General features: G+C 44.8%; 12 protein-coding genes. 7 read left to right on the top strand and 5 right to left on the bottom strand.

Features of this window, described 5'->3' with window-relative positions; all coding sequences use genetic code 11:
* The first annotated feature begins 91 nt into the window (after positions 1-91).
* The 5 genes from O9X84_RS05605 to O9X84_RS05585 all read left to right on the top strand — a co-directional run bounded on the left by O9X84_RS05605 (position 92) and on the right by O9X84_RS05585 (position 6,010).
* Entirely contained in the window at positions 92-2,329 is a 2,238-nt protein-coding gene (locus O9X84_RS05605; RefSeq protein ID WP_269518646.1) for a TonB-dependent hemoglobin/transferrin/lactoferrin family receptor, read from the top strand.
* 118 nt (positions 2,330-2,447) lie between these two features.
* A complete protein-coding gene (locus O9X84_RS05600) occupies positions 2,448-3,380 on the top strand; it encodes a heme/hemin ABC transporter substrate-binding protein (RefSeq protein ID WP_269518645.1) in 933 nt (310 codons plus the stop codon).
* Positions 3,373-4,467, top strand: coding sequence for a FecCD family ABC transporter permease (locus O9X84_RS05595; protein ID WP_269518644.1), 1,095 nt, complete (start codon positions 3,373-3,375; stop codon positions 4,465-4,467). The genes O9X84_RS05600 and O9X84_RS05595 overlap by 8 nt, the downstream gene beginning before the upstream one ends.
* A gap of 15 nt (positions 4,468-4,482) precedes the next feature.
* Positions 4,483-5,304 carry a heme ABC transporter ATP-binding protein gene (locus O9X84_RS05590; RefSeq protein ID WP_269518643.1) on the top strand — a complete coding sequence of 274 codons (822 nt, stop codon included), beginning with the start codon at positions 4,483-4,485 and terminating at the stop codon, positions 5,302-5,304.
* On the top strand, positions 5,282-6,010 hold the full coding sequence (locus O9X84_RS05585; RefSeq protein WP_269518642.1) for a HugZ family pyridoxamine 5'-phosphate oxidase: 729 nt from the start codon (positions 5,282-5,284) through the stop codon (positions 6,008-6,010). Before O9X84_RS05590 ends, O9X84_RS05585 begins: the two co-directional genes overlap by 23 nt.
* Positions 6,011-6,159: 149 nt before the next feature.
* Here O9X84_RS05585 and O9X84_RS05580 read toward each other — a convergent pair whose 3' ends face one another.
* Complete coding sequence (locus O9X84_RS05580; RefSeq protein ID WP_269518641.1) at positions 6,160-7,518, bottom strand: HipA domain-containing protein; 1,359 nt, start codon at positions 7,516-7,518, stop codon at positions 6,160-6,162.
* Positions 7,519-7,523: 5 nt separating this feature from the next.
* The gene (locus tag O9X84_RS05575; protein WP_269518639.1) at positions 7,524-7,829 is read right to left on the bottom strand and encodes a helix-turn-helix domain-containing protein; all 306 of its coding nucleotides are present in this window, start codon (positions 7,827-7,829) and stop codon (positions 7,524-7,526) included.
* A 345-nt stretch (positions 7,830-8,174) separates the two neighbouring features.
* Here O9X84_RS05575 and O9X84_RS05570 point away from each other — a divergent pair, with 345 nt between their 5' ends.
* Positions 8,175-8,567 carry an OsmC family protein gene (locus O9X84_RS05570; protein WP_269518638.1) on the top strand — a complete coding sequence of 131 codons (393 nt, stop codon included), beginning with the start codon at positions 8,175-8,177 and terminating at the stop codon, positions 8,565-8,567.
* Between the two features lie 42 nt (positions 8,568-8,609).
* Here the strand turns inward: O9X84_RS05570 and O9X84_RS05565 are convergent, their stop codons facing one another.
* Positions 8,610-9,419, bottom strand: coding sequence for a substrate-binding periplasmic protein (locus O9X84_RS05565; RefSeq protein WP_269518636.1), 810 nt, complete (start codon positions 9,417-9,419; stop codon positions 8,610-8,612).
* Positions 9,420-9,530: 111 nt separating this feature from the next.
* A complete protein-coding gene (locus O9X84_RS05560; RefSeq protein WP_269518635.1) occupies positions 9,531-10,328 on the bottom strand; it encodes a hypothetical protein in 798 nt (265 codons plus the stop codon).
* Positions 10,329-10,416: 88 nt separating this feature from the next.
* Between O9X84_RS05560 and O9X84_RS05555 the strand changes: the two genes are divergently transcribed.
* On the top strand, positions 10,417-11,481 hold the full coding sequence (locus O9X84_RS05555; RefSeq protein ID WP_269518634.1) for a collagenase: 1,065 nt from the start codon (positions 10,417-10,419) through the stop codon (positions 11,479-11,481).
* Positions 11,482-11,564: 83 nt separating this feature from the next.
* Here O9X84_RS05555 and O9X84_RS05550 read toward each other — a convergent pair whose 3' ends face one another.
* Complete coding sequence (locus O9X84_RS05550) at positions 11,565-11,801, bottom strand: hypothetical protein (RefSeq protein ID WP_269518633.1); 237 nt, start codon at positions 11,799-11,801, stop codon at positions 11,565-11,567.
* Between the last annotated feature and the right edge of the window lie 67 nt (positions 11,802-11,868).

Here is an 11,868-nt window from a genome sequence, read left to right as displayed (position 1 = left end):
TAAATTTGTTTCCCAAAAAACTTCGTGATAACTTAATCTAAATAATAACCATTATTATTAACATCCGCACCATTTGTAGGGTTTTAGACACATGAAGTTTTCAAAAATTGCTCTTGCTATGCTCGTTTCTGGTTTCAGTACATTCTCTTTCGCCGATGCACTAGAAGAGGCCAATTTCGAACAAATCACCGTTACATCCTCTCGATTTAATTCAGATATAGATGAAATTGCCTCTAGCGTAACCGTTATCGACACCGAGCAAATGGATAAGATGGTGGCCACTGATATTCGTGACTTAGTGCGATTTGAGCCTGGTGTAGTGGTTGAAGGGGGCGGCCGATTTGGCCTATCGGGCTTTAATATTCGAGGTATTAATGCCGACCGCGTACTCATGTTGCTAGATGGCGCGCCTATAGCGGATGAATTTAGTTTTGGGCCTGGGCTTTCAGCGCGCCGCGACTTTATCGACGTAGATATGATAGACCGAGTAGAAATTATTCGCGGCCCAGCGTCTACCCTTTACGGCAGCGATGCGATAGGCGGTGTTGTGTCGTTTATCAGTAAAGATCCAAGCCAGCTGCTACAAAACGATGACAGCATGGCCGGCCGTGTAAAAGTAGGGTATGCGTCGGTAGCCAATGAGCGTATGGCTAACGCTCAGCTATTTGGAAAAAAGGGCGACTGGGAATGGTTATTAAACGCGACCACACGAGATGGCGCTGAAACTGAAAACTTCTTTGGCGGCAGCGGCACAGGGTTAGAGCGCGATGCCGCAAACCCACAAAGTAATAATACCGACAGTGCCCAACTCAAACTTATCTATAAACCAAGCGATGTGCACAGACTAGAGTTTCTCGCTGACTACTTAGAAGGCGAAACTCAAACCAACGTTTTATCTCAGGTGGATACCTTCGTTCGTGGTGTACGCATTACTGAAAGCCAAGGTATTGATGAACGCGACAGAACACGTTTTCAAGTTAATCACACCTATACCGATAGTACCGCCATATTCGACAAAATTCTTACCCGCGTTTACTGGCAAGAAACCCAAAATAGCCAAGCAACCCGTGAAGGGCGCTTTGGCGCAGTATCAAGACAAGACCCCACCCCAGTACAGTTAGGCCGAACTCGCGATAGCGAATTCAACCAAACAGTAGAGGGAATCATTGTACAGTTAGACAAACAGTTCAGTGTAGGTGATTCAAAGCATTACCTTATTTACGGTAGCGAACTGCAGTACACCGACAGTGAATCGTTACGAGAGGGCAGCACATTTGTAGCTGCAACGGGTGCTGTGGTACCGGAGTTTTCTGTGTTTCCCGCACGAGACTTTCCTATCTCTGAAGCCAGAGAGCTATCGTTTTTCATTCAAGATGAAATAACCCTGCTCAATGGCGATTTAACGTTAAGCCCAGGCGTGCGCTACGACGAATTTACATTAGCGCCTTATCCCGATGACATTTTTACCAATGCTAACCCCGGCGTTGTTGCCGTGCCCTTCGACGATTCGCAAGTCTCATTTAAGTTAGGTGCAGTATACGACCTAAGCGACAACACCAACGTTTGGCTGCAATACGCAGAAGGATTTCGCATTCCTCCTTTCGACGACTTAAATGTTGGCTTTACTAACTTTGCCGGCGGTTATACCTCACTTCCTAACCCCGATTTAAAGCCTGAAAGTGTAGAAAGCTGGGAGGTAGGCATAAGACAAACATTAGACGCGGTGAAGTGGAGCGTAAGCGCCTACCACAACAACTACGACAACTTTATTGAATCGAGATCTACGGTAGGCTTTAACCCCGCCACGCAGCTCATCGAGTTTCAGGCAACCAATCGCGAATCTGTGGTTATTGAAGGAATAGACGCACAGTTCACATGGTTTTTAGGTGAGTCTGCTTCTGGCTTAACTGGTTGGGAGCTGCGAGGTGCGCTTACGTGGTTAGACAGCGAAGATAAAGCCACAGGCCAAGACATAGAATCTATTTTACCGCCACAAGCCGTTGCAGGCATTGGTTATACCGATAGCAATGATGTTTGGTCTGTTGAGTTTGTCGGTACGTTTGTACAGCGCTTTGACTCACAAATTCAACCACAAGACCTTGCCGAGCCACGACTATTTGAAGCCCCTGGATATGCGCAGTTCGATTTGCTGGCTAACTACAATGTGAACGACGACCTTGCCATTAATGTTGGTGTATTCAACCTTTTCGACCGCAAAAGTTGGAGCGGCACTGAGGTGCGCGGGCTTGAAGTTGGCGAAGCGAATAACCTCAACTTTCTTACTCAACCAGGTATCAATGCCGCCATTAATGCCACGTACGCATTTTAAGTTTATGTGCGAGGAATAATGCCAGGCCGCCTACAGTAAAATCGAGTGGCACTTACTCAGTAAGTAAGGGCTTGGCAATGCCTCGTAAGTTAATACCCTTTATTAGGAACAGATTGCTATGAAACTCCAACCGCTTTTCTCAATCGCATTCTCAGTATCAGTAGTGAGCCTATTGTTCGCTTTTGGTTTATTAAGTCACAACAACGCGAATGCTAAAGAAAACACTTCACAAAAACTTATTACGGCAGGCGGCACTATTACCGAAATTGTGTTTGCCCTTGATGCTGGAGACAGTGTGATTGCCGTAGATCAGTCAAGCCAATATCCACAGGAAGTTAATCAGCTACCCATGGTGGGCTACTACCGAGACTTAGCCGCTGAAGGCGTGTTGTCTTTTGCCCCTGATAAAATATTGGCCATTGAAGGCGTGGGCCGTAGTGAGGTTATACAACAAATAAAAAGTACCGGCGTAGACGTTGTAGTTTACGAGAAGCCTACCAGCCCCGAAGGCCTCGTTGTGCTAATTCAACAGCTTGGCGCAGACCTTGGAAAAACAGCACAAGCACAACAGTTAATTGCGCAATTCAATGCCTCACTGCCAAGTAAAGCAACAAACAGTACTGCCAAAGCGGTATTTTTACTTTCAGCCTCCGATCGCGGGCTCATTGCGGCAGGCACAGAAACGGTACCGCAGTTAATATTTAGTTATGCTGGTATCGACAATGTGGCAGCGCAGCATAAAGGGTTTAAAGGCATAAATAGCGAGGCATTAGCACTGCAGCAGCCCGACTTTTTAGTTGCGCCTAATCACGTGGTAATGAGCGCCGGTGGTAAAGACAAGTTTTGCCAAAGCCCCAACTTACGCTTACTTAAAGCAGCGCAAGAGTGTCGCTTGTTAGTCATGGACTCACTTCAATCGCTTGGCATGACCCCTCGACTTGCCCAAGCTATTGCCTTGGTGAAAAACTGGCGCGAGAAAGGCGAGAATGGGCAAACAGTTAATAAGCAAAGCGCTTATAACCATACTGCCAGTGGAAAGCGCGATGAGTAGCCTGACTTTTTCACATCAGTCACCGTTGCCTACATCACATAAAAGCTGGTTTGATAGCCAGCAGAAAAAAGTGTGGTTTTGCCTTTCATGGCTGCTTGCCATGTTAATAGTGGTAAGCGTAGTGTCGTTAAGCTTTGGGCCTGCAGGCTGGGATATACGCTTATCTGTTGCCTGGTTTTTACCCGACACTTGGCATTCGATAAGCACGCTGCAGCTCAACATTATTAGCGAAATTCGCTTACCGCGTTTATGCCTTGGATTACTGATAGGCGCAGTATTGGCGCAAACTGGGGCTGCCACGCAGGCATTATGCAGAAACCCACTGGCAGACCCTTCCGTAATAGGAGTTAGTTCGGGGGCTGCGGTAATGGCCGTAGGCATGATTGCGCTTGGGCCTTTATTGCAGGCGACCTTTGGCATAAAAGCCGAGTTAATGCTGCCTTATGCTGCGTTTATTGGGGCACTTCTGGCTACGCTGTTGGTGTATCAATTTGCACAAAGCGAGCAGGGCGTGCAGGTTACCTCGCTCATCTTAGTAGGCGTGGCAATGAACGCGCTAGGGTTTGCTCTTATTGGGTTACTCAGCTTTTATGCCGACGACAGCTCCCTACGGTTAATTAATTATTGGACCATGGGCTCGTTGGCGGGGGCCAATTGGTCTTCACTGTTTCAAGCCTTGCCATTACTGCTACTTAGCTTAATGGGTTTATGGAGCAAGCGGCAGCAAATGAGTTTGTTGTTATTGGGCGAGTCAGAAGCCAAATACATGGGAGTAAATATAAAAAGCTTAAAAAATCAGATAGTGGTGTTTGTTGCAATAGGGGTAGGTGCTGCGGTTGCACTTACTGGGTTAGTCGGCTTTTTAGGCTTAGTTATTCCCCACCTGTCTCGTATTTTGGTAGGCGCTAACCTGAAATACATGATGCCAGTAAGCATGTTATTAGGTGCCTTGGTGTTATTGGCATCAGACTGGATTGCCAGAGTGGCCGTTGTGCCTGCCGAGTTACCTATTGGCATTGTTACCGCCATTATTGGCGCACCCGTTTTCATCTGGATGCTGCGACGCCAGCTAATGCCACATGGTTAAAAGAGAGCAGTCAACATGACCAACCTACTTTCACTGAACAATGTAACTGTTAAGCGCGGCAAGCGAAACGTACTTAACAACATCACATGCCAAGTACCCGAGGGTAAACTCATCGTGCTGGTGGGCGAAAATGGGGCGGGTAAGTCTACACTTATTCACACCATTGCCGGTAACCTACACTTTCAAGGGCAGCTAAGTTTAAAAGGGCGCTGCATAAGGCAATGGAGTGAGGCTGAATTAGCCCGTTTACGCGCAGTACTGACGCAGCAAAACGCGCTTAACTTTCAACTAGGTGTGCCCGAGCTCATTGCCATGGGGCGTTTTCCCATCGCTGAGTCAGAGCAGCAAAAGCGGCAGCGCGTGGCTGAATTTATAGACCACCTAGACTTACATAAACTGGTTAATAGGCACACAGGGCAACTATCTGGTGGTGAACTACAGCGGGTGAATATAGCCAGAAGCTTTGCTCAACTCGACGCTTTTACTAAGCAAAAGCACAGCAGCAAACTACTATTATTAGATGAACCTACTTCAGCGCTAGATTTACACTTTCAGCACCATTTTATGCAGCTAGTGCGCAAATTCACTGCACAGGGTAATACGGCTATTGTGGCCATACACGATTTGAACTTAGCATCGCTGTATGCCGACGACGTCATGTTATTAAGCGGTGGCGAACTCATTAAATTTGGCACTAAAGACACCGTATTAACGCCAGAATTTTTAGAGCCTGTATACGGTACGCAAATGCATATACAGCCTCACCCAGACCTACATATTCCAATGATATTTTCAGAACCCAAGGAGCTCCTTAATGAGAACGCAGGCATTAACTGACGCAAAAGCACTGCTTCGCGCGTGTGAAACGGGCGTCATTTCTACTATTTCGTATAACTTACGCGGCTACCCGTTTGGGTCGGTGTCGCCCTTTATTAGCTGTAGCGAAGGCAAGCTGTATTTTTACATCAGTGATATTGCGCAGCACGCTAAAAACTTAGAAAAAGATAGCCGCATGAGCCTAACGGTTTTTCATCAGGCAGAAGAGGGCGATCAAAATGCCCACGGACGCGTTACCGTGGTTGGTGATGCTACACCAATAAAAGGCGACAAAGCTCAGCAAATTCTTGAGCAGTACGTACTGCGCTTTCCAGAGGCCGAAACCTACAAACAAGCTCACGATTTTAAAATATGGCAAATGGACATGGTGCGCGTTCGCTTTATTGGCGGGTTTGGTAAAATTTTCTGGTTAGAACAAGAAGAGTGGGAGGCACCGGCAAGCCCTTGGGATTTTGAGGCCGAGACAGGCATGATTGCGCATATGAACGAAGACCATCAAGACGCTATGGCGCTTATATTAGCTCATCATCACACTGTGCAAGACGACGCACCCACCATGACCGGCGTAGTCACCGACGGTTTTTACATTCGCTCGCAAGATAAAAATTACTATGTGCCCTTTGAAAACGTGTGCACCAAGCACGAAGACGTGCGCATGGAGCTGGTAAGACTAACCAACCGCGCCAGAAAATCGCAGGCTGCATAATCTAACAGGCATGTGAGGGGCATACTCAAAAGGCGCCGTTAAATAACGGCGCCCGAAATACGTTACTCGTTCAGTGCTATTGAGTTTCACGAGCGCAATCGATTATCGCTAGGTTAACAAATGAAATATCGGCTAAAAAGAACATACCCTCATACCTCTATATTCGGTATATCTGGCGCTTGCGATCTTAGCTGCTGTGTTCGTGCCAAAATATGCGCTTGCACCTCAGCCATGTAATATCGGTCCTCTTCGGTAAAGTATGGTTCTTGAGTTATTTTTTCGATAAATGATTGCTGCGTCAGTATGGCTATGACCTTATCTGCCAAATTACATAACTGGCGAGACAATAGCTTTTTATTTAACCCGCAGGTTTCAGCGAAATCAGCCATTTGGTAGGCATTTATACTTTTGGGGTCAAACTCATCGCCCATCGCCATAGCCAGTACATGCTTAAACTGCGGAAACATGGCAACATTCACTAAATCATAGGCTGGCGTGAATCGATTATTGCGCTTATCAAAAAACAGCGAGACGTTTTTTCCATGACTGTCGTGGTTGCTGATCATCAAGTTAAATAGCTGCCAGTTGATAAGCCATTGAAGACTTTCAACAGGAGAAGCCATAGTTTTTGCTAGTTCAACGAGTCGAGGTAAGCTTGCGCCGTCCCGAATATGTTGTACGTCTCTGCCATCCCCTAAGTTTCGTTCGTATTTGTAGTCCCTTGGCAGGTTAAGTGCTTGGCAGCCATCAATCACATGCCTGCGAAAAACCTTGAAATGTTCAGGCGCATACTTACGGTCGAAGCGCTTCACAATCAATGCTGGATATTGCTCAAATCGCGTGAACGCTACTTCAGCGGTAGGCAGTTTCACTGCCTTTGACAGCTTCATACAGAAGTATTCATTGAGTACGAGATTGGGACAATTGTGCTTCTCAAACTTGAGAATATGTGTTGAGCATAACGTTCCATCACCAAACCCGATTTGTCCTTGCTCGTTGATGAGTACATTGAGCTTGTCTTGTATTCCCGCTACACTCAGCCTTGGTTTGTCGTCCCACGTCAACAGGCCTATGTCTTCCTTACTGGCAAGCCGCTTAGTTAGCTCGTCAGCTTCGATCACTCTAAATTGTGGCTCATTTGCCTCTGATGAAACCTCTGACCTATCTTCACTCGCCTTAAATGTAACGGCCCCCGCCAGATCATTGCCAATGGCTCTGACTTGGGAATAGACATGTCTTTCTGAGACTCCAAGATGATCAGCTAAGAGCTTTCGCGCTTCCCCTTCTGGCAAGGCATTGTCGATATAGTTGTAAGCAATTTCACGAGAGTGAGCGTTGTCTAGTGTTAGAGCCGGAGAGAGTGGGTAACCCGTTTCCTGCCAACTCGACTCATATTCTAGTTTGACCAGGTTGGTGCTTTTATCCAAAGCTAACGTGGCAATTCTTTGTTCTGCTAAATAAATGAGCAAAGCGTATGCTGAGGGCTGGTTGGTATTATCTGTTGGCATTGCTGTTATACCCACTCGTCATTATTTACATTTGAGTGGTTTCGCTTTTCAATCGAATCAGGAGTAAGCGACGGTGAGGTAAGCTTGATACCTATTCCATTTAGCACCGCAAATGTGGCAGCTAGAGTGCAATTGTTATTGCCATTTTCAATTCGAGATAAGGTATTAATACCCACATTACATAGTGCGGCGCAATCAGCGAGTTTCATACCCATCGCCGTGCGCCTCGCTTTAATGAGTTGCCCCAACACATGTGCATCATTTATAAACTGCGCCTGCGGCATTTTTGAGGAAGTCACTTTCTTAGCCATCTAGATGCACCAATTTCAACATTAATATTCTTTAGTATTAGTGATTATAGATTGATAGTTATGAATAACAAATTTATTAACCGATAGCGGTGATTTAAAGCTGGAGGTCAATTTTATTGCGAATATTCACCAGTACTAGTGAATAAAAAGTGATATTAATTAAAAATACAAACCAGACCCATGCCCACTCCAATTTTATAATTGCTTCGGGCGATTGGGCTACCTTAAACCTTATTGGTAAAGAAACGAAGGTGACTAATTAAGCTATTAAACTTGACGCCGCGTACAACTCCTTTCAAGATCAGCAGAACATTTATAAAGTTAATTGAATATAAGGGCACAGTAATGAAAATAGATATCGCACTTTTAGAAGGGCAAAAACTTCAGGCCAGTTTTGGCAAGCATCAAATAACCAGTGACCAAAGCGTATCAGCAGGGGGCGACGAGTCTTATCCTGAGCCGTTCGACTACTTTTTAGCTAGCATGCCGTTGTGTGCCGCGTTTTTTATCCGCAAATTTTGTGACGCAAGAGATATAAGCACAGACGGGATAAGTATTAGCCAAGACCATAGCAGCAGCGCCGAAGATAAATTTAAAAAGGCATTTGCTATTAAAGTAACCTTGCCTGACGATTTCCCAGAGAAATACAAAAAGCCACTTTTAGCGTCTGCCAACAGCTGTACAGTAAAGAAAGTCATTCAGGCAATGCCCGATTTTAGTATTGAAATTGACGAGTAAAATTTAAATTGAAGAGGAGGCGGGTAAAACAGCCCCCTGCGTTTATTCAATGTGGTGTATATCAAACGGCGTATTAAATATGCCTTTGCTTTTTACAGCACGTAGCGCTTCGCTGAATAATTCTGCTAGCGCCGCATACTCAGAGCGCTTCGACAGTGCAAGATACACCTTTCTGTCTTCGGTTATGTGATAGTTTTGCTGCGAAATTATGTTAGTTAAACCTTGCTCTTGCAGCAGGTAATTAAACCTTTGTTCAGAGCCGACGAAGGTGTCTATGCGCTTATTAAGTAATAAATCGATAAGCTGCAAGTGGGTGTTGGCTTCCACTCTTGCAAAACTTGTGGCGTTATCGAATTCGGGGAAGTACAGGCTGTAACGTAAAAGGCCGACAATTAGCCCGTTAAGATCGGCAAATTCGTTAATAGAGGTTGTTGAACTTTGCCTAGCGTAAAAGGTTTGAACGCTTCCTGGTGCTACAGAGGGCTCGATAAAGTGCAAAAACTCTGCTCTTTCGTCGCTATAGGTTAACCCAATAAAAACATCTACCAACCCCTTTTCAAGCAACACAATGCAGCGCGCAAAAGGGCATTCTATAAATTTCAAACGCATGTTCAGCCGCTCGGCAATCAGCTTCATGGCAATAACGTTTATACCGGCTGGTGGCTTACCTTCTGACAATATGGAATAGGGAGGGAAATGATTTATCGCAAATCGTAAAACGGGTTGGGTTTCAGGCCACTGTATTTCATTTAGCTCAGCTTGCTGGGTAGGCTCACCATTTATGTGTGTTTTGCTAGCCAGCCCAAAGCTCACAATAGTTAAAAAGAAAAACATTGTTGCTTTAAACAACATACACGCTCCGTCGAAGCCTCACCGAATTAGCCGCAGTCAAAATACTACTTATGGTATGTATTAGTATAACAGAGTGACTACGCCCTTTGGGCTGACCGCGTATAATTTAACTCAATCAACAATAACCACCACGGCAGAATGATAGGTAATACTTAACGGGCCGCTGGTTACAAAACGCTTAAACGTGGGGTTATCTGTTCTGTACAGCGTAATTTTGGTTGAAGCCATAAATCCAAGGGGTAACGGCAATGGGTGGGTATCAAACGAGAAGTTATACATTACGTATGCGCGAGCATCCTTAAAGCGCAGTTCATAAGCGAAAAGCTTGTTATCTATATCTACCTCATAAACGCGCATATCTGCGGTAGTAAGTGGACCGTATTGCTCGATAAAAGACATAAGCGCTAACGCATTGTTATCGGCTGTGTTTAATGGCGAGCCAGGGAGTACAGTTACCGACTGCAACATTTCAAACAAACGCACTTCCCGAGCAGATAAGTTAGAAGACAATGATGAGAGTGCAGGGCAGGTTTCAACTGCAGTGCTTACCTCTTCATTACCCAATGCCTTCGACAGCCCCTCGTTCAGTAATGCCACATCTCGCTTATCGCTGCTTACTGCAAAAAAGCGGCACAAAGCATTGTTCCACACTGCACTTCGCCATGGTTCAGTATAGCTAGGCTTAGGTTCGCTTTGCTGGTTTTGAAAAAACCACATAGCGCCAGCGAGTGCTAGAACGGTTAGCAGTAGTAGAAATAGTAGCGCTTTTTTGATGAGAGCCTCGTTTTTAGATGTTTTTGGTTTACGGTTGGTTACGTTTTGGGTAAGGGCTTTTAGGTTGTTACGAGTTGAGGAGAGAAAAGGGGTATTTGGGTTTGGATTACTAGCAATCAGTTTTATTAAAACCAATACCTAATGCCTAAATTAAAACTCGAAAGCGAGGTTTGTTTTTTGTAGAGTACCTTCAACAAACCCCCTTGGTTGAAAGGAAACAAAAATGGCTAATGCAAAAGGACTTTGCATAAAGGTATCGCTCATATCGATAGCCTTTTTGATAAACACGCTAATAGTATTATATGTGGCAAGGCAGAGCATTGCATTACCACATTGGCTACATGAGCTGTTTGCGCATGCGGAATCTATTCGCATTGAACATCCCTTACAAGATGCGTTTTTAGCAATATCTCCTCAACAGTCTATAGCTAGCCCAGTAATTCATAACAGCAAAACTCGTAAACACTTAGAATCAAACTACTCAACATGTATAGATAAGAAAAAACCGCCCAAAGATAAAACGCTATACACATGGATTGGTGCTGATGGAACTCGTCATATCAGCGATAAGCCACGAATACTCAATGACAAAACGTCGCTGAGGGTGGCGGGGGTAATTAAGCCAGACAACATATCGATTAATTTTCTTTCTCAAAATTTATCGTATGCGGTTCGTAAAGCATCTACCGATAAAGTAAACAGAGCCATGAAAATGTTTGGAGAGATAACGCCTGAAGCTGCAATAGTATCGGTAGTGGCAAGCGTAAGAAGCTTCAAAACAAGAGCCTTGTACAATCAATACAGTAAGAAAAAGTCATCGTTGAAAACACCAACTGCTGGCTTTTATACGTCAGGAAATAATGAGTCTGTTGTGCTTATTCGCGATGACGAGAGTACGGCAAACACGGTGGCGCATGAAATTGTGCACACGATAAATCAGCATTGGTATGGTCAAATGGCAAGGTGGCTCAACGAAGGAATGGCGGAATACGCTGAAAACCTGTCACAAAGCCATTGGCGGTCATATCTTTTGAAAAACCAGCCCGTATCGCTTACCGAGTTATTCGCAAGTACACGTAACGGTTGGGATAACGATACACAGCGACACTACGCGACCAGTTGGGCACTTGTCGCATTTATGATGACTAAAGAAAAACAGTTTATGAGTCGCCTGTTATTAAAAGAGTCTGAAAACGGGTGTGCAGAGCTTTCGGTGAATGACATACAAAAGCTTTACGGACGGCCAATAGCCCAGTTAGAACGAGAGTTTTCACGTTGGCTGAAATAGGCTTATTTAAAGGCACGCACATAGCGCCTAGGTTATGTGCGTTGGTAGAGCAGGAAGTTGAGATAAGTGTTTAGTAACACACTTTACTTAGTTGAAAACTGTTTTTTCTTGCATGCATAGCGATGGTCTTTGAGTGTTCTGAGCTCTTCTCTTAATCTCTCACCTTCTCTAGCACTATAACCAGAGCGCATTTTTGAATTTATATTTTTTATGCGTTTTTCGATACCCGAGCAGCTATATTTCGACGGCTCAAAGTGAGAGGCTGAAAAAGCTAACGATGGAATAAATAGTAAGGGGATGAGAATAAATAATTTGTTCATAAATCTTCCTTGATGAGTGTTGAAATGTAGAGAAGGGTGCATACCTAATCTACGTAATATTTATAGG

It is taken from the genome of Alteromonas sp. BMJM2 (genome assembly GCF_027257845.1).
Lineage (GTDB): Bacteria > Pseudomonadota > Gammaproteobacteria > Enterobacterales > Alteromonadaceae > Alteromonas.
The sequence above is the reverse complement of the archived record's forward strand: the minus strand, read 5'-3'. Positions and strand labels throughout refer to the sequence as shown.